Source organism: Pseudomonas sp. HMSC076A11 (assembly GCF_001810205.1).
GTDB classification, from domain to species: Bacteria; Pseudomonadota; Gammaproteobacteria; order Pseudomonadales; family Pseudomonadaceae; genus Pseudomonas; species Pseudomonas aeruginosa.
The window spans coordinates 35,892-57,864 of record NZ_KV800317.1; the positions used below are offsets into that span (position 1 = coordinate 35,892).

Annotated in this window: 21 protein-coding genes; 13 read left to right on the top strand and 8 right to left on the bottom strand. The window is 68.3% G+C overall.

Going from position 1 to position 21,973, the window contains the following annotated elements; translation table 11 throughout:
- Positions 1 to 59: 59 nt before the first annotated feature.
- Positions 60 to 611 (bottom strand): fimbrial protein, encoded by a 552-nt coding sequence (locus tag HMPREF2716_RS23500; protein ID WP_003120281.1) that lies wholly within the window; start codon positions 609 to 611, stop codon positions 60 to 62.
- Between the two features lie 852 nt (positions 612 to 1,463).
- On the opposite strand from HMPREF2716_RS23500, the gene HMPREF2716_RS23505 reads away from it, so the two are divergent.
- From HMPREF2716_RS23505 to HMPREF2716_RS23515, 3 genes are read left to right on the top strand one after another with little or no spacing between them, the layout of a single operon-like run.
- Positions 1,464 to 2,690 carry a phosphoadenosine phosphosulfate reductase gene (locus HMPREF2716_RS23505; protein ID WP_023518829.1) on the top strand — a complete coding sequence of 409 codons (1,227 nt, stop codon included), beginning with the start codon at positions 1,464 to 1,466 and terminating at the stop codon, positions 2,688 to 2,690.
- Entirely contained in the window at positions 2,687 to 3,199 is a 513-nt protein-coding gene (locus HMPREF2716_RS23510; RefSeq protein ID WP_003102153.1) for a GNAT family N-acetyltransferase, read from the top strand. Before HMPREF2716_RS23505 ends, HMPREF2716_RS23510 begins: the two co-directional genes overlap by 4 nt.
- Positions 3,117 to 3,752, top strand: coding sequence for an IbrB-like domain-containing protein (locus tag HMPREF2716_RS23515; RefSeq protein ID WP_003088853.1), 636 nt, complete (start codon positions 3,117 to 3,119; stop codon positions 3,750 to 3,752). Before HMPREF2716_RS23510 ends, HMPREF2716_RS23515 begins: the two co-directional genes overlap by 83 nt.
- A gap of 35 nt (positions 3,753 to 3,787) precedes the next feature.
- Here the strand turns inward: HMPREF2716_RS23515 and HMPREF2716_RS23520 are convergent, their stop codons facing one another.
- The 4 genes from HMPREF2716_RS23520 to HMPREF2716_RS23535 all read right to left on the bottom strand — a co-directional run bounded on the left by HMPREF2716_RS23520 (position 3,788) and on the right by HMPREF2716_RS23535 (position 9,105).
- Positions 3,788 to 5,236: an aldehyde dehydrogenase family protein gene (locus HMPREF2716_RS23520; protein WP_023518828.1), complete on the bottom strand. Its 1,449-nt coding sequence runs from the start codon at positions 5,234 to 5,236 to the stop codon at positions 3,788 to 3,790.
- Between the two features lie 21 nt (positions 5,237 to 5,257).
- Entirely contained in the window at positions 5,258 to 6,895 is a 1,638-nt protein-coding gene (locus HMPREF2716_RS23525) for a GMC family oxidoreductase (RefSeq protein WP_003102147.1), read from the bottom strand.
- 104 nt (positions 6,896 to 6,999) lie between these two features.
- Positions 7,000 to 7,932, bottom strand: a complete 933-nt coding sequence (locus HMPREF2716_RS23530) for a LysR family transcriptional regulator (RefSeq protein ID WP_003102145.1) — start codon at positions 7,930 to 7,932, stop codon at positions 7,000 to 7,002.
- A 36-nt stretch (positions 7,933 to 7,968) separates the two neighbouring features.
- Positions 7,969 to 9,105, bottom strand: coding sequence for an SRPBCC family protein (locus tag HMPREF2716_RS23535; RefSeq protein ID WP_073650831.1), 1,137 nt, complete (start codon positions 9,103 to 9,105; stop codon positions 7,969 to 7,971).
- Between the two features lie 125 nt (positions 9,106 to 9,230).
- Here HMPREF2716_RS23535 and HMPREF2716_RS23540 point away from each other — a divergent pair, with 125 nt between their 5' ends.
- The 4 genes from HMPREF2716_RS23540 to HMPREF2716_RS23555 all read left to right on the top strand — a co-directional run bounded on the left by HMPREF2716_RS23540 (position 9,231) and on the right by HMPREF2716_RS23555 (position 12,509).
- On the top strand, positions 9,231 to 10,136 hold the full coding sequence (locus tag HMPREF2716_RS23540) for a LysR family transcriptional regulator BsrA (protein WP_003142490.1): 906 nt from the start codon (positions 9,231 to 9,233) through the stop codon (positions 10,134 to 10,136).
- 147 nt (positions 10,137 to 10,283) lie between these two features.
- A complete protein-coding gene (locus tag HMPREF2716_RS23545; protein ID WP_003102139.1) occupies positions 10,284 to 10,712 on the top strand; it encodes a nuclear transport factor 2 family protein in 429 nt (142 codons plus the stop codon).
- Between the two features lie 331 nt (positions 10,713 to 11,043).
- On the top strand, positions 11,044 to 12,144 hold the full coding sequence (locus tag HMPREF2716_RS23550) for an NAD(P)-dependent alcohol dehydrogenase (RefSeq protein ID WP_003113628.1): 1,101 nt from the start codon (positions 11,044 to 11,046) through the stop codon (positions 12,142 to 12,144).
- 125 nt (positions 12,145 to 12,269) lie between these two features.
- Complete coding sequence (locus HMPREF2716_RS23555) at positions 12,270 to 12,509, top strand: DUF2790 domain-containing protein (RefSeq protein ID WP_003102137.1); 240 nt, start codon at positions 12,270 to 12,272, stop codon at positions 12,507 to 12,509.
- Between the two features lie 167 nt (positions 12,510 to 12,676).
- Here the strand turns inward: HMPREF2716_RS23555 and ada are convergent, their stop codons facing one another.
- Positions 12,677 to 13,753 carry a bifunctional DNA-binding transcriptional regulator/O6-methylguanine-DNA methyltransferase Ada gene (ada, locus tag HMPREF2716_RS23560; protein ID WP_003122790.1) on the bottom strand — a complete coding sequence of 359 codons (1,077 nt, stop codon included), beginning with the start codon at positions 13,751 to 13,753 and terminating at the stop codon, positions 12,677 to 12,679.
- Positions 13,754 to 13,944: 191 nt separating this feature from the next.
- Between ada and HMPREF2716_RS23565 the strand changes: the two genes are divergently transcribed.
- On the top strand, positions 13,945 to 14,925 hold the full coding sequence (locus HMPREF2716_RS23565) for a hypothetical protein (protein ID WP_023518826.1): 981 nt from the start codon (positions 13,945 to 13,947) through the stop codon (positions 14,923 to 14,925).
- On the opposite strand, the gene HMPREF2716_RS23570 is transcribed toward HMPREF2716_RS23565, so the two are convergent.
- A complete protein-coding gene (locus tag HMPREF2716_RS23570; protein ID WP_016263526.1) occupies positions 14,910 to 15,707 on the bottom strand; it encodes a putative hydro-lyase in 798 nt (265 codons plus the stop codon). The two genes, HMPREF2716_RS23565 and HMPREF2716_RS23570, sit on opposite strands and share 16 nt — an antisense overlap.
- 106 nt (positions 15,708 to 15,813) lie before the next feature.
- Entirely contained in the window at positions 15,814 to 16,767 is a 954-nt protein-coding gene (locus tag HMPREF2716_RS23575) for a LysR family transcriptional regulator (protein ID WP_003102114.1), read from the bottom strand.
- 254 nt (positions 16,768 to 17,021) lie between these two features.
- Here HMPREF2716_RS23575 and HMPREF2716_RS23580 point away from each other — a divergent pair, with 254 nt between their 5' ends.
- The 5 genes from HMPREF2716_RS23580 to HMPREF2716_RS23600 are packed head-to-tail and all read left to right on the top strand — an operon-like array spanning position 17,022 to position 21,971.
- Entirely contained in the window at positions 17,022 to 18,293 is a 1,272-nt protein-coding gene (locus tag HMPREF2716_RS23580; protein ID WP_003102111.1) for an MFS transporter, read from the top strand.
- A gap of 24 nt (positions 18,294 to 18,317) precedes the next feature.
- On the top strand, positions 18,318 to 19,547 hold the full coding sequence (locus HMPREF2716_RS23585) for an OprD family porin (RefSeq protein WP_023089102.1): 1,230 nt from the start codon (positions 18,318 to 18,320) through the stop codon (positions 19,545 to 19,547).
- A 32-nt stretch (positions 19,548 to 19,579) separates the two neighbouring features.
- Positions 19,580 to 20,323 (top strand): 5-oxoprolinase subunit PxpA, encoded by a 744-nt coding sequence (locus tag HMPREF2716_RS23590; RefSeq protein WP_023518825.1) that lies wholly within the window; start codon positions 19,580 to 19,582, stop codon positions 20,321 to 20,323.
- The gene (locus HMPREF2716_RS23595) at positions 20,320 to 21,033 is read left to right on the top strand and encodes a 5-oxoprolinase subunit B family protein (RefSeq protein ID WP_023103202.1); all 714 of its coding nucleotides are present in this window, start codon (positions 20,320 to 20,322) and stop codon (positions 21,031 to 21,033) included. Before HMPREF2716_RS23590 ends, HMPREF2716_RS23595 begins: the two co-directional genes overlap by 4 nt.
- Positions 21,030 to 21,971, top strand: a complete 942-nt coding sequence (locus tag HMPREF2716_RS23600; RefSeq protein WP_003120271.1) for a 5-oxoprolinase subunit C family protein — start codon at positions 21,030 to 21,032, stop codon at positions 21,969 to 21,971. The genes HMPREF2716_RS23595 and HMPREF2716_RS23600 overlap by 4 nt, the downstream gene beginning before the upstream one ends.
- The last annotated feature ends 2 nt before the right edge of the window (positions 21,972 to 21,973 follow it).

The following is a 21,973-nucleotide window of genomic DNA, read 5'->3' on the forward strand; positions in this document are numbered from 1 at the left end:
CGACCGGGCCCGGCTTTAGTGCTGGGAAAAGGAAGGGGCGGCGCATGCGCCGCCGGCATTCACTCGTAACGCAGCGTGTAGGTCACGGCGCCGAGTACCGGACCGGGCGTCACGGTCGCCGCTTCGGAGACGTACTGCACCGCGTAGTCGTAGCTGGTGCTGGTGGCTCCGTTGGCGAGCACGATATCGCCGGCGGGCACCGCCGCGCCGCCGGCCAGGTCGACCGGGTTGCCGCCGACGCTATCGAGCAATTGCAGCGCCACGCCCGTCGCGCCGCTGGCGGCGGTGTTCACCAGGTTCCCGGCGGCGCTGGGGTTGGTGGCCTGGAACAGGGTGGTGAAATGCTCGTCGGCCGTCGGCGCGACGCAATCGGTGAGTTGCAGGGTGAAGGCGGTTTCGCCGGCGCTGCGGCCCACTGCGCCATCGAGGGCGCTCACCGGTACGCTGTCGAGGATCACCGTGGGGTCGGTGAAGCCGTTGACCGCGACCTGGCAGGTCTGGTCGGTCACTTCGCCGCTGAATGTGATAGTGTTTGCCGCCATCGCGGTTCCCGAAGCGGCAATTGCCGCAAAGGCCAATACCACTGCGCATGGGTTCGAAGTTCTGGTCATGCCTATGTTCCTTGTGTGAGGCAATAATCGTCCACCCGCCTTTTATTTCGGCCGGGAACGCGGTAAAGACTCGAACGAGTTCAAATCGATAATCAGTGGTGCGAACCACCGATATAAGTATCCCGTGCACAGGCGTCGAGGTGAACGCCGAACGGCGGACTTATAAATCCGTTCGAGTGCCCGCCATTCGGGGAATTGCCTCGTTTCGCAGGGTACCGCCGCCTCTTCGCGCTATCCGTCGACATTGCAACGCTTGTATTTCCGACTATGGAACTCTGGCATCCGGCCTCTCTTGCTTGTCTTCGCCAGTTTGGACTTATAATAAAAACCGTCATCCGTGTAATGCATGGATGGTGCCATGCAGTTAACTTCCAAGTTGGAAGTATGCACTTCCCTGTTATTCAACGAATAATTACCGTCGACTTTTCCCGGGCAATTTTCATGTTCACCCGCAGGCGCTTCTCCTTGCGCAGCAAGCTTTTTCCGCCGCCGCTCAGAAGTCCGGTGCGCAGACGAGTGCCAACGGCGGCGTGCGCACTCTCGTTGCAAGTGGGCGCTGCGCCGATGCTGTTCGGAGAATCCGTCTTGCGACAAGTCAACAACTCGAACCACGGCTTCGCCTAGCATTGAAAAAGTTCCTGCACGACAGTTGTCGGGCCTGTTGGTCGTCGCTCTGCCAAGTGCCTGGACATATTTCCGTTATCCACTGATTCGGAGTCCAACGTCGCCGAACGTGCCGGCTGCCGCGACTCTCGAAAAAATAGCCTGGAGAAACTCCGAAACAAACATTGCACATGGACCGTCGTCGCAACGGTCTCCCTCAATAGTTATTAAAAGAAGAGGTTCGCACCCATGGCAGGCAAGCATTACCAGGATGCCGATGTGCATGCCGCAACCCTATCCCGCCTCCGACTGGTATTCCGGAACTTCGAGCGCGTCTGTGTCGCCTTCTCCGGCGGCAAGGACAGCTCGGTCACCCTGCAATTGGCGCTGGACGTGGCACGCGAGTTGGGACGCAGCCCGGTGGACGTACTGTTCATCGACCTGGAGGGGCAGTACCAGGCCACCATCGATCACGTCAGCGAGATGCTCGGGCGTCCCGACGTACGCCCCTGGTGGGTCTGCCTGCCACTCAACCTGCGCAACGCCTCCAGCCTGGAGGAACCCTACTGGTGCTGCTGGGAACCCGGCGCCGAGGCCGACTGGGTGCGCCCGCTGCCGAAGCAGCCGGGGGTGATCAGCGACCCGGGGTTCTTCCCCTTCTACCGCTACCGCATGGAGTTCGAGGAGTTCGTCGCCGGCTTCAACGCCTGGCTGTCCAGGGAAGAGCCTACCGCGTTCCTGGTCGGCATCCGTTCGGACGAATCGCTCAATCGCTACCTGGCGGTCAAGCGCAGGAGCCGGACGAAACAATGCGCCTGGACGCCGCCGGGCGGCTCCGCGCCGCTGGCCTGGAGCGCGCGCGACCGGGCCAACCCGCAGGCGGTGAGCTTCTTCCCGATCTACGACTGGCGTTTCGAGGACCTCTGGCGCTGCGTCGCCGACCATGGCTACGCCTACAACCGCCTCTACGACCAGATGTACCGCGCCGGCGTGCCGTTCTCGCAGATGCGCATCTGCCAGCCCTATGGCGACGACCAGCGCAAGGGCCTCGACCTGTTCCACCGGATCGAGCCGCGCACCTGGTTCCGCGTGGTCCGGCGCGTCGCCGGCGCCAACTATGGGGCGCGCTATTGTCGCCAGCGCTTCCTCGGCTACCGTGGCGGCCTTGGCCTGCCACCCTCCTTCGGCACCTGGCGCGAGTACAGCCAGTTCCTCCTGCGCAGCATGCCGCCGCCTCTGCGCGGCATCTACCAGCGGCGCATCGAGCGTTTCATCCTCTGGTGGAAGCAGCACGACTATCCCCTTGCCATCTGGCCGGACGCGGGGATCCCGGCCCTGGAGAATCGTCGCAAGCAGCCTTCCTGGCGGCGTATCGCGCTGTCCCTGCTGAAGCAGGACATGGCCCGCTCGCTGTCCTTCGGCTTCTCCCAGGCCGATATCGACAGACTGGTCCCCGGTCGGGAGAAGCGCTCGTGATCCGCCCGCAAGACTGCGAGATCCTGCAGTGGCGCTCGTTCGACGACGAGGCCGCCTTCTTCGCCAGCATGGGCCGCTTCTTCGCCAGCGCCCGGGTGCGCCGCGAATGCGGCGGCTACCCGCTGAGCGACGGTCCCTACCACCGCTGGTTCGTGCTCCGCCGCCAGGGGGACACGCGGATACTGGGGTTCGTCAGCCTGGAGCAACATCCCGACGTGGTTCGCCTGCGCGATGCCTACCTGCGTGCGGAAGCGCGCGGTCGCGGGCTGTTCCGCACCCTGCGCGAGCGGGTCCTCGGGCATGTCGACCAACTCGGGCTGGCCTGTACCACCCGCGCGCCCCAGGCCTGCGCGCGCCTTCTCGAACCGCACGGCTTCGCCGTGCATTCCACCCGGGGTAGCTGGGTGACGCTCATGAGGAAAGCCCATGGCACAGACAAAGACACTGACGGAGCGAGCCGAGGCGCTGTTCGGCGAACTGCACGGGTTGCCGCTTGCCGAGCGGATTGAAGCCATCAACCGGATCCGCCGGCTGCTCCACGCGCACAGTCCGTTCGCCGAAGAGCCGGTCGATTGCGTACAGTGGGTGCGTGCCGAGCGCGTCGCAGGCAACGACTACAACCCCAATACCGTCGCGCCACCGGAGATGCGACTGCTGAGGCTGTCCATCGAGTCCGACGGATTCACCCAGCCCATCGTCGCCTATCCGCAGGCCGACGGGCGCTACGAGGTGGTCGACGGCTTTCACCGCCTGCGCGTGGGCAGCGCCAAGGGCGCGCTGCGCCAGCGTCTGCACGGCTACCTGCCGATCGCCGCGATACGCGCCGGGCGTGAAGGCGACAGCGAGCGCATCGCCGCCACCATCCGCCACAACCGAGCACGCGGCGTGCACGGCGTATTGCCGATGACGGCGATCGTGGTGACCCTGCTCAAGGCCGGCTGGAGCGAGGCCGACGTGGCCCGCGAACTGGGCATGGACAATGACGAGGTGCTGCGTTTCAAGCAGGTTTCCGGATTGCCCGAGCTGTTCCGCGAACACGTGTATTCCCGCTCCTGGGAGTAGCGGGCGGCGCCGTCGGCCGCACCGCTCGCCCAGGCTCAGGCCGCGCCGGTGGTCAGGCTGATGTGCTTGTATTCGACGAAGTCGTCCAGGGCGGCGACCCCGTTCAGCCGGCCGAGGCCGGACTGGCGGTAGCCGCCCTCCTCGAATTCGTCGTAGACCTTGGCCCAGTCGTTGATCCACACGGTGCCGGCGCGAATCTTCCGCGCCACCCGGAAGGCACGCGCGACATCGCGGGTCCAGACCCCGGCCGCCAGCCCGTACTCGCTGCGGTTGGCCAGGGCGACGCCCTCCTCCTCGTGCTCGAATACCTGCAGGGTCAGCACCGGTCCGAAGGTTTCCTGTTGCACGATGTCCAGGTCCGGATCATCGACCTCCAGCAGGGTCGGACGGTAGAAGGCGCCGGCCGCCAGCTCGCCCTCGATTACCGGGCCGCCGCGGACCACCACCCGCGCGCCGGCGGCGATGGCCTGGCGTACGGCTCGCTCGACGCGCTCGACGTTGGCCTTGTCGATCAGCGGCCCCATGTCGCTGCGCGGGTCCGCCGCCGGCCCCACGCGCAGGTTTTCCAGGCGCTGCGCCAGGCGTTCGCGTAGCCGTTCGGCAACGCCGCGCTGCACCAGCAGGCGCGAACCGGTCATGCAGAACTGCCCGGCGAACACCGTCAGCGACTTCTCCAGCACGGGCAAGGCGGCGTCCAGGTCGGCGTCGTCGAACACCAGGTGCGGTGTCTTGCCGCCCAGTTCCAGGCCGAAGCGCTTCAGGTGCCGCGCGCCGGCGGCGGAAATCGCTCGGCCGGTGGCGCTCGAGCCGGTGAAGCTGATCACCGGCACCTCGGCCGCGTCGATCAATCGCCGGGCGCCTTCGGAACCCGATTCGCTGAAGATGTTCACCGCCCCGGCAGGCAGCGACGGCGCTTCGGCGATGATCCGCGCGACCATGGCGTTGGTCTGCGCGGTCTGCCCCGGCATCTTCACCACCGTGGTGGTACCGGCGGCCAGCGCCGGCGCCAGGGAGCGGATCATCAGCACCACCGGTGAATTCCACGGCACGATGATGCCGGCGACGCCCATCGGCTCGCGCAGCACCAGCGACACCACGTCGGGGCGCGGCGTGCCGCTGGCGCCCCGTTCGCTGCGCGCCAGGCCGGCGTAGTAGCGCAGCTTGCCCGGCACCATGCCGACCTCGAAGGCAGCCTCGGGCTTGATCTTGCCGTTCTCCAGGGCAAGCAGGTCGATCAGCGCATCGGCATGCCGCTCGAAGGCCGCGGCGATTTCCTCCAGGGCTGTCGCGCGCAGCGCGTGGTCGTCCTTCCAGGGACCATCTTCGAAGGCGCGCACAGCGGCGGCGATCGCCGCATCGGCCTCGGCCCGCCCGCCGTCGGCGTAGGTGCCGATCGGCTGGCCGCTGGCCGGGTCGAAGGATTGTCCCCGCTGCGCGGAATCGAGCCATGCGCCGTCGATCCAGTGTCTGGCGTGTCCGTTCATCTGCAAGTTCTCCTGGGTCGGTCAGGCGATGCGCTGCGCGAGGTGCTCGGCAACGGCGATGGTGGTGATGTTGGTGGCCACCGAAATGGCATCGGGGAAGATCGAGGCGTCGATCACCCGCAATCCTTGCAGGCCATGCACCCTGCCCTCCAGGTCGACCACCGCCCAGCGCTCGCCGGCGCGGCCCATCGGCGCGCTGGAGGTCGGGTGGTGGTAGGTATCGAGGGTGGCGCGGATCGCCGCTTCGATCTGCGCATCGCTGCGTGCCTCGGGCCCCGGCCCGAGTTCGGCGTGGATCAGCCCGGCGAGCGGTTCGCTGCGGCCTATCCGGCGCGCCAGCTTGACCCCTTCCAGCAACCGCGCGCGGTCTTCGGCCTCGGCGAGGAAGTTCAGGTCGATCAGCGGCGCGACGGCCGGGTCGCGGCTGGCCAGGCGCACACTGCCCAGCGATTGCGGCCGGGTCAGGGCCACGGCGAGGACGAAGCCGACCCCGGTCGGGCTCATCTCGGCGGGGAACAGGTGGGTGGCGGTGATGTGCAGGTCCAGCTCGCCGTTCTGCGCCCGCGAGCTATGGGTCCAGAGCTTGGCGCCGATCACCGGCGACTGCGCGCCGATGCGCTCCGGCCGGGCGGCATAGGCGTTGTAGTAGAACGGATGGTCCTTGAGCCGGCGGCCCACCGGCAAGTCGGCAAGCAACGGGATCGACAGCGCCTTCAGCTCGTCGGCCGGGCCGACACCGGAGCGCAGCAGGATCGCCGGGCTGCCGTAGGCGCCGGCGCTGAGGATCACTTCGCCGGCGTGGATTTCCTCGCCGGAGGCCAGGCGCACGCCCACCGCGCGCTTGCCTTCGAAGAGCACCCGGTCGACCAGCGCGTCGCCGCGGATCGACAGGTTGGCGCGAGCGCGCACGGCGTTGTCGAGGTAGGCCATGCCGGTGTTGACGCGCACACCGTTGACGACATTCATCGGGTACGGCCCGACGCCGTTGGCGTCGGCGCCGTCGAAATCGGCGATGGCCTTGAAACCGTTGGCCAGGGTGGCGTCGACGAAGGCCCTCTGCATCGGCGAGAGATCGGCGCGGCTCAGTTGCCGCACCGGCAGCGGTCCGTCCCCGCCGTGCAGGGCCGGGTCGCCGCCCTGGCGGGTCTCCAGGCGGCGGAACGCCGGCAGCAGGTCGTCGTAGGACCAGCCCGGCAGGTTCCAGCGGGCGAAGTCTTCGCGCCGCGCGCGGATCGCCACCGCGCCGTTGATCGCCGAGCTGCCGCCGAGGACCTTGCCGCGGATCGCATGGATCGGATGCCCGATCGCCCCCGGTTGGGACTGGTAGCCCCAGTCGCTGGAGGGGTCGCCGCCGACGCTGTCGCTGCTGGCGATGATCCTGGGGTAGTCCCAGGCCGGATAGGCCTGGCCGGCTTCCAGCAACAGTACCCGGCGGTCGCCGCGCTCGCTCAGGCGCCGGGCGAGGACCGCGCCGGCGGAGCCGCCGCCGACGATCAGCACATCGATCCTGCCGCCATCGAAGGCCTTGCGGGGCGTTTCCGCCGTGGCGCTGGCCACGCCGGGCGCGCCGCCGAGCAGCGAGCCCAGGGCGAGCGCGGCGGAGCCGGCGACGGTCTGCGCCAGCAAGGTGCGGCGCGCCGGGTTTTCGGGTTGGTGCATGGGGTTCTCCCGTATCCAGATCGATTGACGGGAGCAACGCTATGCCCGGCGCGCCCTCGGCGACAGACAGCGGAAGGCGAACCGCTGGTTCGGTTTTTCCGAACTCAGCCCGGCGGCAACAGGCCACGCTCGATGAGCGCGCGGTCCCAGGGTGCCGGATCGCCGATTTCCTCTTCGAGGAACTGGCCGAGGACGAGGATCTTCCGGGGCGTCCGTTGGGTCTTGCGGTAGACCACGGAAACCTGCCCGCCGTCCGGCGAGTAGCCAGGCAGGACCGGCAGCAGCTCGCCGGCCAGCAAGGCATCGGCGGCCAGGAAGCTCGGCAGGATCGCCAGGCCGAGCCCGGCGCGCGCACCTTCGAGCAACTGGTGCCCGGAGTCGGTGCGCATCCTCACCCGGATGCGGAACGAGGCCGGTTCGCCGTCCACCGGCAGACAGAGCATGCCGCCGGGCTCGCGGTTGTAGTAGACCAGCCCGTCGTGCGCCTGTAATTCCTCGGGATGCTGCGGCACGCCATGCCGCGCCAGGTAGTCGGGACTGGCGCAGAGCAGGTGGCGGTTGGCGGTGATCGGCCGCGCCACCAGGCAGGAGTCGTCCAGCCGGCCCATGCGCAGGGCCATGTCGAAGCGCGGTTCCTGGAGGTTGACGAAACGATCGTCGGCCTGCACGTCCACCCGCAATTGCGGATGGCGCTCGGCGAAGCGCGCCAGCAGCGGCGCCAGGTAGCGCGGAGTGAAGGCCAGCGGCGCGGAGAGGCGCAACTGGCCGCGCAGGTCGTCGTCGGCGTCGAGCACCGAGGCTTCCGCCTGCTCCAGCTCCTGTAGCAGGCGGCAGGCATGTTCGTAGTAGGTGCGACCGGGGTCGGTGAGACTCAGCGGCCGGGTGCGGTTCAGCAGCACCCGGCCCAGGCGCCTCTCCAGTTGCTGGATACGCTGGCTGACTTGCGACTTGGTGGTGCCCAGGCGGCGGGCGGCCTCGGAGAAGCTATGGGCGTCGACCACGCTGACGAAGGTGGTCATTTCGGCAAACTTGTTCATCGGTGTCCTTCTGCGATCCGCCCCCGCGGACCCCGATCATACGCTTTCCGCCGCCGCTATCCGCGCCTCGGCGACCCGACGCAGGCGGTGCATGGACTCCTCCGACTCGCGTTCGATGCGACGGCGCAGCAGGAACAGGTTGGCCAGGCGCATCGACCAGCCGTCGAAGCGGTATTCCAGGGTGCGCACGAAGCGGGTGCCGGCCGCGCTCGGCTGGCATTCGTAGCTCAGGCGCAGGTGCAGCCCCCGGTCGCCACGGGCGTTGGCGCGCCACAGGTGTCCCGGCTGGTACTCGACCACCGTCCAGGACAAGTGCCCGGCGCGGCCGCCGGCGTGAATGTCCTCCTCGAAGCGCGCGCCGGCCGGCAGCGGGCCAGCGGCGCCGTCGACCCGCAACGACGAGGGATGCCATTCCGGCCAGAGCCCCGGGCTGGCGGCGTAGGCGAGGGTCGCCTCGGGCCCGCGGGCGATCTCGATTCGGTGCTGCATGCGGGTCATGGCGTGCTCCTCGGCGGTTTCCGCTTCCCAGTGGAGGGTACCGTAGCACCAGTCCATCAACGGGAAGACCAGGTTGAAGTTGTGCGTCTGCATCAGCTCGCGACGGTGATGCAGTTCGTGCAGGCGGCGCATGTGGCGGATCCACGGCAGACGGCTGAGCGGATGCTCCGGCGGCAGGTGTTCGCAGGCGTGGAAGATCTCGTAGCTGAGGTAGCCCAGCAGCAGGGTCGCGGCGAACAGCGCGGCGAGGTTGTCGTTCAGCAGGCCGAGCAGGCTCCAGGCGAGCAGCGCGCCGAGGCTGAAGACCACCACCAGCCAGGCCGGGAACAGGATCACCCGCCAGTCGCGGGCCTGTTCGTAGCGCATCTGGCCGGCGACGAAGAAGCTGTGGTGGTCGCCGGTATGGCGCTTGTAGAACATCCGCCCCAGCGGGTGCTTGTGGTGGCCGAGGGACTTGTGGATGCGGTACTCGCCCCAGTTGAAGAACACCAGCGCGGCCGGCACCGTCAGCCATTCCAGCAGGCTCGGCTGCTGGAGTCGGGAGAGGAAGAAGACGATCCAGGCGCCGCCGTAGGCGAGGACGAAGCCGGCGTGCAGCCAGGGGTTGTAGCCGGGCCGGATGGCCGCGCGGTACTGCTGGCGAAAGGGTTGGGGATCGAAGGACATGGTCGGCATCTCGCGTGTGATTGTTATTGGCTGGGCCGCGAACCGGGCCGATCCGCCGGGGCGGAAGGGCTTGCATTCGAGTGTAGCGATGCCAGTCTTATCAGGGTAATGGATAAATAGAATGAGGATTATTCATGAAGCTGAACTTGCAGCAGCTCGACCTCAACCTGCTTCTGGTCTTCGATGCCCTGATGCGCGAACGCAACCTGTCGCGCGCGGCGATCCGCCTGCATCGCAGCCAGCCGGCGGTGAGCAACGCCCTCGCCCGCCTGCGCGAGCAGCTCGACCAGCCGCTGTTCCGGCGCACCGCCAAGGGCCTGGAACCCACCGCCGCCGCCCTCGCCCTGTACGTGCCGGTGCGCCAGGCCCTGCATCTGCTGCAGGCCGGCCTTGGCTCCCAGGAAACCTTCGATCCGCACACTGCGCGGACCTTTCGCCTGACGATGAACGACTATGCCCAGTTGCGCCTGCTGCCGGGCCTGGTGACCCGCCTGAAGACCCTGGCCCCGCGGGTGACGCTGGAGGTACGTCCCGACGAAGGCGCCTCGATCCCGGCGCAACTGGCCAGCGGCGAACTCGACCTGGCGATCGACTACCTGTACTTCGACGAGCCCGAGCTGGCCTACCGGCCGGTCGGCGAGGAACGCCTGGTGGTGATCGGCCGGCAGGGCCATCCGGCCTTCCGCGGCGGCCTCGACCGCGCGGCCTACGAGGCCGCGCAGCACGTCTCGATCCTGCCGCGGGTCGGGCGCGGCAGTCCGCTGGAGATCGTCCTCGGCTCGGCCAGGGTGCAGCGCCAGGTGCAATTGCTGGTGCCTCACTACCTGACCATCCCGGCCATCGTCGCCAGCACCGAGCTGCTCGGCACCGTGCCACGCCGCCTGGCCGAGCGCTTCGCCGGCAGCCATGGTTTGCAACTGGCGGACGTCCCCTTCGAGATGGCCCCGGTGCAGGTCAACCTGATCTGGCATCGCCAGCAGGAAGCGACGCCCGGCCTGCAATGGCTACGCGAGCAGATCGTGCAGATCGAACAGGGCTGAGTCATAGGTTGCGCGCGAGGATCAGTCTTCCGTCACTTTCGATCATTGAGCGAGGCCTTTCCCGCAACCTATGGTGAGGCTCCGCCCCGCAACCGGCCCCAGGCCGCCCCGGGGATACAGTCCAGCACCCGCCAGAGGAGCCACCGTATGACCAGCCTGCCGCTCGAAGCCAACGCCGCCGCCACCCTCGCCGAATGGCACGGGCTGATCGCCCGCCGCGACCTCTCCGGGTTGCCGCGCCTGCTGCACCCCGACGCCGTGTTCCGCTCGCCGATGGCGCACAAGCCGTATGCCGGCGCACCGGTGGTCTCGATGATCCTGAATACCGTGCTCACGGTCTTCGAGGATTTCGCCTATCACCGCCAGTTGGCCAGCGCCGACGGCCGCAGCGTGGTGCTGGAATTCAGCGCACGGGTCGGCGAACGCGAACTGAAAGGCATCGACATGATCCGCTTCGACGACGACGGCCGGATCGTCGACTTCGAAGTGATGGTCCGTCCCATGAGCGGCCTCCAGGCCCTCGGCGAGGAGATGGGCCGGCGCCTGGCCTCCTATCTGGCCGCGAGCAAGGCCTGAGGCGATAGCCTTTGGGCCAAGGCCCGACGCTGCCTTTGCCAAGAGCGCAGCGTCGGCCCGCCGCGGCGAACTCCCGACATGGGTGCAACGCCCCCGCCCTCCCGCGTTCAGCGTCGACCCAAGCCACAGCGAAGGGGCTTGGGTAGTTCCGCAGCGAACCGGGCGAGGACATTTCCCAGCAAAAACGCCAGGTCGGTACTTCGCGAACCCGCGTCCATCGCGGCCATGACCCATATCAAGGACATCGGACGGCAATTCCGCCACTGTCCTGGCATCCGTCCGTTCTTTCCTGCCCCGTGCCGCCCCAGGGCCTCCACCGTGAGGATGCTCCATGAGCAAGATGATGAAAGCCGCCGTATTCATCCAGCCCGGCCGTATCGAGCTGGTCGACAAGCCGATTCCCGACGTGGGGCCGAACGATGCATTGGTGCGCATCACCACCACCACGCTCTGCGGCACCGACGTGCACATCCTCAAGGGCGAGTATCCGGTCGCGCCCGGCCTGACGGTGGGCCACGAGCCGGTCGGGATCATCGAAAAGCTCGGCAGCGCGGTGGTCGGCTACCGCGAAGGCCAACGTGTGATCGCCGGTGCCATCTGCCCCAACTTCAACTCCTATGCCGCCCAGGACGGCGTACCGTCGCAGGACGGCAGCTACCTGGTGGAATCCGGCCGTTGCGCCTGCCATGGCTACAAGGCGACCGCCGGTTGGCGCTTCGGCAACCTGATCGACGGCACCCAGGCCGAGTATGTGCTGGTTCCCGACGCTCAGGCCAACCTTGCCCCCATACCCGATGGTCTCAGCGACGAACAGGTGCTGATGTGTCCGGACATCATGTCCACGGGCTTCAAGGGCGCGGAGAACGCCAACATCCGCATCGGCGATAGCGTGGCGATCTTCGCCCAGGGTCCCATAGGCCTGTGCGCCACCGCCGGCGCCCGGCTGCTGGGCGCCAGCACGATCATCGCCATCGACGGCAACGCCCATCGCCTCGATATCGCCCGTGGAATGGGCGCCGACGTCACGCTGAACTTCAGGGAGTGCGACGTGATCGAGGAAATTCTCAAACTCACCGGCGGGCGCGGCGTGGATGCCTCGATCGAGGCACTCGGTACGCAATCGACCTTCGAGACCGCCCTGAGGGTGCTCAAGCCCGGCGGCACCCTTTCCAGCCTCGGGGTCTATTCGGAAGACCTGACGATTCCGTTGTCGGCCTTCGCCGCCGGCCTCGGCGACCACCGGATCAATACCGCGCTGTGCCCCGGCGGCAAGGAGCGCATGCGCCGACTGCTCAATATCGTGGCTTCGGGCCGGGTCAACCTCGGGCCTTTGGTCAGCCACGAATACCGCCTCGACGACATCGTCGCCGCTTACGACCTGTTCGCCAACCAGCGTGACAACGTACTGAAGGTGGCGATCAAGCCGCACTGAGACCGTCATCCTATACTGCTGGACGGAGGTGGCGAACCCGTCGCGAACGACGAAGCGGGTTCCACCCATGGCGTCGGCGGCGCCCTTGCGCCGTCGCTTCGCGGGGGAATGGAGAGAAACCGTCCATGAACCGAGCCAGGCTCTACCTCTGCTGCGTCACGCTGCTGGCGCCGGTCATCGCCGGCGCGGCGACTGCCGACTACGTCTACGGCATGCCGCTGGACGTGGCCAGGGTGCTGAGCGTCGACGAGGCGCCCAGCGATACCTGCCAGGTGGTGCGCGCCACCCTGGTATACCTGGACTCCCACGGCGAGCGCCAGGTGTTGCACTACCTGAAGCAGGCGCGTACGTGCAGCAACGAATGAAACCACGATAGGAAAGGACGAACGGTCAGGGTTGTCGTTTCATTTCACGAAATTTTCACCCCTGACATGGATACTGGAACCAGCTGAAGGACCAGCGCCCCATTGCATAGAGCCCACCATCGAGTGGGCTTTTTGCATTCCGGGCCGCGTATCGCCTGGCCTTGGGTTCAATCCCGCTCTTCCCTGCGCAGCAGTTCGCGCTTGCGCTCCACGCCCCAGCGGTAGCCGGAAATGTCGCCGTCGCGACGTACCACCCGGTGGCAGGGAATCGCCACCGCGATCCGGTTCGCCGCGCAGGCCTGCGCCACCGCGCGCACCGCTCGCGGCGCGCCGATCCGTTCGGCGATCTGCGCGTAGCTCGCCGTGCTGCCCGGCGGTATTTCCCGCAGTGCCTGCCAGACCCGTTCCTGGAACGCCGTACCGCGTACGTCCAGCGGCAGGTCCAGTCCCAGTTGAGGCGACTCGACGAAGCCCACCACCTGCGCCACCAGCCGTTCGAAGTCGGCGTCGCCGCCGAGTAGCTGGGCGCGCGGGAACTGGTCCTGCAACTCGCGCAGCAATGGCTCCGGCTCCTCGCCGAGGAGGATCGCGCAGATGCCGCGCTGGCTCTGCGCCACCAGGATCGCGCCCAGCGAGCATTGGCCGATGGCGAAACGGATCGCCGCGCCGGCGCCGCCATCGCGGTAATCGCGCGGGCGCATGCCGAGGCGTTGCGACGAGGACTCGTAGAAGCGGCTGTTGGAGTTGAAACCGGAGTCGTAGATCGCCTCGGTCACCGAGGCGGACGCCTGGCCCAGGCGCTCGCGCAGGCGCCGGGCACGATAGGCCGAGGCGTAGGCCTTGGGCGTCAGGCCGGTTTCGGCCTTGAACAGACGATGGAAGTGGAACGGACTCATGCCCAGTCGGGCGGCCAGCGCCTCCAGTGCCGGCGGCGTCTCCGCCGTCTCGATCATCCGGCAGGCCTGCGCCACCCGCTCGGCGCGCTGCTCCGCCGCCAGGCTGCGGTCGCCGGCGGCGCGCCGGCTGGGCCGATAGCCGGCGGCCTCGGCGGCCTCGGCAGTGGCGAAGAACTCGACGTTCTCGCGCCTGGGCCGACGCGCCGAGGAACTCGGGCGGCAATAGACCCCGGTGGTCTTCACCGCATAGACGAACGCCCCGTCCGCCGCCGCGTCGCGCGCCAGCACGGCGGCCCAGCGCTGTTCGTCGGTGTGGTAGGCGTTGCAAGGATCGAGCTGCTGGCTCATGGCGTTTCCCCTGTGGGAGCGGATGATGCCCGCAGACTAATTCGCCATTCAAGCGCAAGAACTCCGGTTCTTGCGCTTGAATTCGAGCAAGGCCATGTGCCCGGCTTCGGCAGGTGCGGAAGGCCGTCGGCTTGCCTACCCATCGCCAGGCGCCATAATGGCCCGCTCGAACCGGCGGAAGGATTGGGAACATGGCGTTCAAACGGATAGCACTGGCCTACTGCGTGCAACTGGATCGGGTGATCTCCATCGCCAGCGCCCGCCGCGAATACTTCTCCCAGGCCGAGCCGCGCAAACGCTTCGATTTCCTCTGCTCCAGCGAAGGGTGCCGGGCACAGGGGATCAAGGTATCGGCGAGCAACTACGACAAGCTGCCGCAGGACACCCGCAAGGCCGCGCACTTCAGCAAGTTCCCGCACTCCACCCATCTGTCGGATTGCGAATGGTTCGTCGAGGAGGACGAGGACGCTCTGCGCCCGGGCGAGTCCGCCGAGGATGCCGGCCAGCGGCGCATCCGCGACAAGCTGGATGCCTACGTCGAGGAGTTCGACCCGGCCATTGCCGAGGAGGCCGCGCCGCCGCAAGCGGACCCGGACACCGAGGAACACCCGCCGGCCTCCGCCGCAGTGCGCACCGACGCTCCCGCCGCGCCTCGGCAGAGAACGCAACGGCCACGGCGCACCCGCGATTTCGAACTGCTCGTCGACACCTTCCGCCAGGCCCGCGCCGAGCTGCCGGCGGAAGAGTTCAAGCAACTGGACATCCGCATCAGCGGCCTCGGCCGGATACCGCTGCGCGCCTATTTCCAGCACATCGGCTATGCCACCCCGGGCAGCGCCGGCAAGGTATTCTACGGCGGCGCCGACCTGGTCCGGCGCTACGGTGCGCCGAGCCGGCCGCAGGGCTTCCGCTTCAAGTTCCGCGACCGCATCGACGGCAAGCCGGTATTCCTCTACGTCGCTCCGGAAACCTTGCAGGGCTATCCGCATCGGCGCTACCTCGAAGACATCCTCGGTTGCGCCGAAACGGTGCGCTACTTCACCCTCTACGCCCTCGGGCGGCTCATCGAAGCGCCGAGCGGCAAGAGCTACAGCCTGGAGCCGGATGCCCTGCGCCACCTGGCGATCATCCCCGGTCCGGCGAAGGACGACGCCCCTCAGAGCTCGTCGTAGAGTCGGTCGCTGACCAGCATGTGCCCCGGCGCGTGACTGATGTACAGCTCCGGCTGAACCTCGGCGAGCACCGCCTGGGGCGTGACCCCGCAGGCCCAGAACAGCGGGATCTCGTCCGCCGCGAGGGGCACCGGGTCGCCGTAGTCGGGCCGCGCCAGGTCGCGGATGCCGATCAGCGCCGGATCGCCCAGGTGCAGCGGTGCGCCATGGGTCATAGGGAAGCGGCTGGTGACCTGGATCGCCCGGATCGCCTCGGCGGCCTTCAACGGCCGCATCGATACCACCGTGGGCCCGGCCAGGCGACCGCTCGGCCGGGTAGCGATGGAGCTGCGGTACATCGCCACGTTGCGCCCCTGCTCGAGGTGGCGCAGGCCGATGCCGGCGTCGAGCAACGCCTGTTCGAAGGAGAACGAGCAGCCGATGGCGAAGGCGACGAAATCCGCTTCCCAGAAGGTGCCGATGTCGCTCACCTCGACGGGCTCCTGGCCGCGCCGATGCACCCTGTAGCGCGGCAGGTCGCTGCGCACGTCGATATCCGCGCCGAGCCTGGCGAAGTGCGGCGAGCCGGGTTCGCTGACGTCGAGCAGCGGGCAGGCCCGGGGGTTCAGGGCACAGAAGCGAAGGAACTCGTCGGCCCAGGATTTCTGCAGGATCACCAGGTTGGCCTGCAAGTGGCGCTGGCCGAGGCCGCTGGTATGGCCGGTGTAGTCGCCGCGGCGGATCAGTTGGCGCAGGACCGGCGGCGGCAGTTGCGCGAGTTCGTGGAAGGTCGGTTCGGGCATGGCGGCTCCGTGCGCTGGCGGACGTCGTTGTTGGCAGGTTTGTAGAAGCGGACGGCGGTCAGCGTCCAACGAGATTTTTCCGCCAGGGGCGATCGGAAAATCCGAATCAGCGCGAACGCAGCCGCCCCACTCCTTTCTTCAGCGGCGCCAGGAGCATGCACTCCGGGCCGACGTTGGCCGCGTAGTCGGCCAGCACCGCCTTGCTCAGCTCCACCACTTCGTCCACCAGTTCCAGGCCGGTGCCGCCGCGCCAGGACACCACCACCGGCAGGTTCGGCGGCGGCGGGCCGAGGCGCAGCAGGGTCAGTTCGCCGCGTTCCAGTTCCTGGCTGACCAGCGCCGGCGGCAAGGCGCCGACGCCGAAGCCGTCGCGCAGCAGGCGGGTCATCGCCGCCACCGAGTTCACGCAGTTCAGGCGCGGCGCCGCGACGCCGTTGGCGTGCAGCAGGCCAAGCACGTCCTGGTGCGGCCGCGAGTGCTTGGAGAAGGTCACCACCCGCTCCCGCGCCAGGTCCGCCAGCGAGGCGTAGTCGCGGTGGTAGATCGAGCCGGTGGAAACGATCCAGCGCAGCGGATAGCTGCCCAGTTCGAGGTTCAGCACCGACTCGTGGCGCAGCGAGTCGGTCTGGAAGATCAGGTCCAGGTAGCCCTTCTGCAACTGCTCGGAGAGGTTGCGCGCGGTGTCCGCCATCAGCTCGATCTCCACCGCCGGGAAGGTTTCCGTGACCCTGGCCACCAACGGGCTCAGCCAGGTGTGGATGACCGTGTCCATGGCGCCGATACGAATCCGTCCCTGGGTGCTGGCTCCGGTGTCGAGCGACTGCTTCAGCGCGTGCATGGTGTCCATCATCCGCTCGGCGTAGGCCAGTACCTTGTCGCCTTCCGGGGTCAGGGTCACGCCACGCGAGTCGCGGACGAACAGTTTCACGCCGAGTTCGTCCTCCAGCACGGCGATCCGGCTGGAAATGGAAGCCTGGGTGCTGAACAGCTTCTCCGCGGTGAGGCGGAAGCTCTTCAGGCGCGCGACCCAGACGAAGGTCTCGAGGAATTTCAGGTTCATGTGGCGGGTACCGACGGGCAAGGGACACAAGGTGGCGGGAGCGAGCAGCTTCCATGCCAGCGCCCACCTTCCGGCGGCACATGATCGACGCATGACGGCTTGCTCCGCCATCGAAATTTCTTATCCCCGGCGGCCGCATAAATTAGTTGGACGCTCGCTGGCCAGCCTCGAAGAATGCGACCACCGGGTGCGACGGCGCCCACCGAATCTTCATAACACCAATAACGACGATCGGTGCCCCCATGGAAAAACACATGACCCTCGACGCCGGCCCGGACGCTTCCCGGGACGGTCATTTCGGCTGGTATCGCGCCCTCGACAAGCAGGAACGCCGGGCCTTCTGGAGCTGCAAGATCGGCTACGGCCTGGACGGCATGGACACCCAGATGCTGAGCTTCGTGATCCCTACCCTGATCGCCCTGTGGGGGATCGGCACCGGCGAAGCCGGCTTCATCCACACCATGACCCTGCTCGCCTCCGCCGCCGGCGGCTGGATCGCCGGGATCCTCTCCGACCGCATCGGCCGGGTGCTGACCCTGCAACTGACGGTGCTCTGGTTCGCCTTCTTCACCTTCCTCTGCGGCCTCGCGCAGAACTACGAGCAGTTGCTGGTCGCACGGACCCTGATGGGCTTCGGCTTCGGTGGCGAATGGACCGCCGGCGCGGTACTCATCGGCGAAGTGATCAAGGCCCGCGACCGCGGCAAGGCGGTCGGCCTGGTGCAGTCCGGCTGGGCCATCGGCTGGGGCCTCACCGCCATCCTCTACTCGCTGATGTTCAGCCTGCTGCCACCGGAAGAGGCCTGGCGCGCGCTATTCATGCTCGGCCTGTTGCCGGCGCTGTTCGTCCTGGTGGTACGCCGGCTGGTCAAGGAACCGGAGATCTACCGCGAGGCCAGGCAACGCAACCAGGGCGCCGACAAGGTCAGCTTCTACGAGATCTTCGCCCCCGGGATGCTCAGCATCACCCTGCGCGCCTCGCTGCTGACCACCGGCGCGCTCGGCGGCTACTACGCCATCACCGCCTGGCTGCCGACCTTCCTCAAGACCGAACGCGGGCTGACCGTGCTCGGCACCAGCGGCTACCTGGCGATGGTGATCCTCGGCTCCTACGTCGGCTACGTGGTCAGTGCCTTCCTCACCGACCTGATCGGGCGCAAGAAGAACTTCGTCCTGTTCGCCGTCGGCTCCTTCACCGTGGTCCTGCTCTACACCCAGTTGCCGGTGAGCAACGGCGCCATGCTCTGGCTCGGCTTCCCGCTCGGCTTCTTCGCCTCGGGCATCTTCAGCGGCATGGGCTCGTTCCTCACCGAACTGTTCCCAACCCGCATCCGCGGCTCCGGCCAGGGCTTCTGCTACAACGCCGGGCGCGCCATCGCCGCGCTGTTCCCGATGCTGATCGGCATGCTCGGCCAGAAGCTCTCGCTGGGCCTGGGGATCGGCGCCTTCGCCGCGGTCTCCTACGGCGTGGTGATCCTCGCCGCCCTCAGCCTGCCGGAAACCCGCGGCAAGCAACTGGAACTCTGAGCCGTCGACCGAGGAAATCCCAGCATGCATCCCACTCCCCGCCTGGCTGCCGCGCTGCTCGCCGGCAGCGGGCTGGGCTGGCCGCTGCTCGCCCAGGCCGACCTGGTCGAGGACAGCCACGCCAGCCTCGAACTGCGCAACTTCTACTTCAACCGCGACTTCCGCCAGAGCGGCGCGCGCGACAACGCCGACGAATGGGCGCAGGGCTTCCTCCTGCGCCTGGAGTCCGGCTTCAGCGAAGGCACCGTCGGCTTCGGCGTCGACGCCATCGGCCTGCTCGGCTTCAAGCTCGACTCCGGCGGCGGCAGCGGAGGAACCGGGCTGCTGCCGGCCGACGGCTCCGCCGGCGGCTCCCAGGATGACTACGCCAAGCTCGGCCTGACCGCCAAGGCACGGGTCTCCAACAGCCTGCTCAAGGTCGGCGCGCTGCACTTCAAGAGCCCGCTGGTCTCGGCCAACGACACCCGCCTGCTGCCGGAACTGTTCCGTGGCGCGCTGCTCGACGTGCAGGAGATCGACGGCCTGACCCTGCGCGGCGCGCACCTGGACCGCAACAAGCTGAACAGCTCCAGCGACTACCAGGTGTTCAGCGCCAACCGCATCGGCGGGCGCAGCGATGCCTTCGACTTCGCCGGCGGCGACTATCGCCTGACCCCGGCGCTGACCGCCAGCCTGCATCAGGGTCGGCTCAGGGACATCTACCGGCAGACCTTCGCCGGCCTGGTACACACCCTCGACCTCGGCGGACAGCGTTCGCTCAAGAGCGACCTGCGCTTCGCCCGGGCCAGCGAGGACGGCGGCTTCCGCGAACTGGACAACCGCGCCTTCGGCGCCCTCTTCAGCCTGCGCCTGGGCGCCCACGCGGTGGCCGCCGGCTACCAGCGGATCAGTGGCGACGATCCCTATCCCTACATCGCCGGCAGCGACCCGTACCTGGTCAACTTCATCCAGATCGGCGACTTCGGCAACGTCGACGAGCGTTCCTGGCAACTGCGCTACGACTACGATTTCGGCGCGCTCGGCCTGCCCGGCCTGAGCTTCATGAGCCGCTACGTCTCCGGCGACAACGTCGCCCGCGGCGCGGCCAACGACGGCAAGGAATGGGAACGCAACACCGACCTCGGCTACGTGGTGCAGAGCGGGCCGCTGAAGAACCTCGGGGTGAAATGGCGCAACGCCACGGTGCGTTCGAATTTCGCCAACGACCTCGACGAAAATCGCCTGATCCTCAGCTACAGCCTGGCGCTGTGGTGAGGTCCGGCGAGCAATGACCTGAAGGAACCAGCATGAACAGCCTGTTGTTGAACTGCGATATCGGCGAGAGCTTCGGTGCCTGGCGCATGGGCCTGGACGCCGAGGTGATGCCGCTGATCGATTGCGCCAACATCGCCTGCGGCTTCCACGCCGGCGATCCCGGCACCATGCGCCGCACCGTGGCCCTGGCGGTGGAGCATGGCGTGCGTATCGGCGCGCACCCCGGCTACCCCGACCTGGTCGGCTTCGGCCGGCGCTCGCTGGCCTGCTCGGCGCAGGAAGTGGAAGACCTGCTGCTCTACCAGATCGGCGCCCTCGACGGACTCTGCCGCGCCCAGGGCACGCGGGTACGCTACGTCAAGCCGCATGGCGCGCTGTACCAGGACATGATGCGCGACCCGGCGATCCTCGCCGCCGTGCTGCGCGCACTGGCGGCCTACGACCGCACCCTGCCGCTGATGCTGATGAGCACCCGCGACAACACCGCGGCGCGCGCGCTGGGCGAGGCCCACGGCATCGAGCTGTGGTTCGAGGCGTTCGCCGACCGCGCCTACGACGGCGCCGGCTACCTGGTCTCGCGCAGCCAGCCCGGCGCGGTACACCACGACGCCGAGACGGTGCTCGCCCAGGCCCTCCTGCTGGCCCGTGGCGCGGCGCTGCGAGCCAGCGACGGCAGCGCCCTGGCGCTGGAGGCGCAGACCCTCTGCGTACACGGCGACAACCCCGCCTCGCTGGCTGCGGTGCGGCGCATCCGCGACGCCCTGGAGGCGGCATGAGCCAACCGCAACCGCGCATCGAGGTGGCCGCCATCGACAGCTTCGTCCTGCGCCTGTTCGAGCGCATCGACGAAGCCAACATGCCCTGGCTGCTGGCGGCGGAGGAAAACCTGCGGGCGGCGTTCGGCGCCGCCCTGCTCGACCTGGTGCCGTCCTACACCACCCTGCTCCTGCAATACGACCTGCTCCAGCTCGACCCCGGCGAAGCCCGCGCGCGAATCGCCGCGGCGCTGTCCGACTTGCACCCGAGACGCCAGGACGGCGGCCGCCTGCACATCCTGCCGACCTGGTACGACCCGCGGGTCGGCCCCGACCTGGAACCCCTGGCGCGGCGCAAGCAGCTCGGCGTCGCCGAGCTGATCCGCCGCCACAGCCAGCGCGAGTATCGGGTCTTCGCCCTCGGTTTCAGCCCCGGCTTCGCCTTCATGGGGCTGGTCGAGGAAGCCCTGGCGGCACCCCGCCTGGCGACTCCCCGGCAACGCATCGCCGCCGGCAGCGTCGGCATCGCCGAGCGCCAGACGGCGGTCTATCCGCAGGCCTCGCCAGGCGGCTGGAACCTGCTCGGGCGCTGCCCGGTGCGCCTGTTCGACCTCACCCTGGACGGCTACAGCCTGCTGCGCGCCGGCGACCGGGTGCGTTTCGAACCCATCGGACACGCCGAATTCGTCCGTCTCGGCGGCGACGACACGCCCCTGGAGGTCCAGGCATGAACGACTCCATCCACGGCGGCCTGCGGGTGTGCCAGAGCACCCCGCTGGTCCAGTTGCAGGATCGCGGCCGCTTCGGCTGCCGCCATCTCGGCGTGACCCAGGGCGGCGCCCTCGACTGGCTGTCCATGGGCTGGGCCAACTGGCTGCTGGGCAATCCCCTGGACGCCGCGGTGATCGAGATCGCCCTCGGCGGTTTCGTCGCCGAATGCCGTGCCGACGGCTGGTTGGCCCTGGCCGGCGGCGACCTCGGCACGACCCTCGATGGCCAGCCGCTACCGGCCTGGGGCGCGTTCGCCGTGCGCGGCGGCCAGCGCCTGGCCTTCGCCCACCCACGCCAGGGCGCCCGCGCCTACCTGGCGGCGCCCGGCGGCTTCGCCGGCGAGCGCCAGTTGGGCAGCCTGGCCACGGTGGCCCGCGAAGGCCTGGGCGGCCCCCGCGCCGACGGCAAGGCCCTGGCCGCAGGCGACAGCCTCGGCTGGCTGGCCGATGGCGCGCGACCGCGCGCGCTGCCCCTGCCCAGCGAACGGATCATGGACTGCACCGGCGAAGCGCGCCTGGAGCTGATCCTCGGCGCGCAGATCGGCGACTTCCCGGCCATGAGCCTGTTCGATGCGTTCAACGGCGACTGGCAGGTGGATACCCGCGCCGACCGCATGGGCGTACGTCTGCTCGGCCCGCGCCTGGAATGCCGGCAGCAGTCGATGATCTCCGAAGGCATCGCCCTCGGCGCGGTGCAGGTGCCGCCGGACGGTCAGCCGATCGTCCTGCTCAACGACCGCCAGACCATCGGCGGCTACCCCCGTCTCGGCGCCCTCGCCCCGCTGGCGCTGGCGCGCCTGGCGCAATGCCTGCCAGGCCAGCCGGTACGGCTGCTGCCGACGGTGCAGGAGGCGGCGCACCGCGAGCATCGACGCCTGCTGGCGGCCTGGGACGCATAGGC